Raw genomic sequence first — 942 nt, forward strand, 5'->3', positions numbered from 1 at the left:
TTATTTAACCGTCCAACCCTTATAACTGCCGACGTTGTTTTTATCGATCATCGTCACCGGGATCAGCACGGGTTCTTTCGGGGCGGGTTTCCCCTGCAATATGTCATAGCCGATTTCAACCGCTTTGGCAGCCATCACCTGCGGATCTTGTGCCGGAGTCGCCACAAATAGTGAGTTTTCGCGCTTCAGCGCTTCTTCACCGTCTGGGCTGCCATCTACGCCGACAATAAAGAATTCGCTACGCTGCGCCTGTTTTGCCGCCAGATCGGCGCCGATCGCCGTGGGATCGTTAATCGCAAACACGCCATCGATCTTCGGATTGGCCGCCAATAGGGCGGTCATGATCTCCAGACCGCCTTCACGACTGCCTTTGGCGTTCTGATTATGTGACAGCACCTTGATATCCGGGTGGCGTTTGAATTCGGTCTGGCAGCCTTCCACACGGTTCTGGACGGCAGAAACCGGCGGCCCGTTGATGATGACGACGTTGCCTTTGCCTTTCAGACGGTCGGTAATGTATTTACAGGCCATTTCACCTGCCTGAGTGTTATCGGAAGTAATGGTCGCGTCTGCGCCTTCCGCCGCTACGTCAACGGCGACCACCACAATCCCGGCGTCTTTCGCGCGTTTTACCGCCGGGCCGATGCCTTTGGAGTCGGCGGCGTTAAGGATAATCATGTCGACTTTGGCGGCAATAAAGTTGTCGATTTGCGACACCTGCTGGCCCAGATCGTAGCCGCTGGAAACCAACGTCACTTTGACGTTATCACCGGCCAGTTTGCGCGCTTCCAGCTCCGCGCCTTTGGTGATTTGTACGAAGAACGGGTTGGCCAGATCGCCCACCGTAACGCCGATGGATTTCAGTTCTTTCGCCTGCACAAATGGAGCTGCAGCAAGCAGTGCGCCAGCACAGAGCGCGGTCACTAAGGGCTTCAATCTCAT

The 942-nt window shown here is 55.5% G+C and carries 1 protein-coding gene; it reads right to left on the reverse strand.

The window, feature by feature from the left end; genetic code table 11:
- On the reverse strand, window positions 1-942 hold the full coding sequence (locus tag JTI85_RS03045; RefSeq protein ID WP_101742853.1) for an ABC transporter substrate-binding protein: 942 nt from the start codon (window positions 940-942) through the stop codon (window positions 1-3).

It is taken from the genome of Citrobacter sp. Colony219, assembly GCF_019382635.1.
In the GTDB taxonomy this organism is placed as follows: Bacteria; Pseudomonadota; Gammaproteobacteria; order Enterobacterales; family Enterobacteriaceae; genus Citrobacter; species Citrobacter youngae.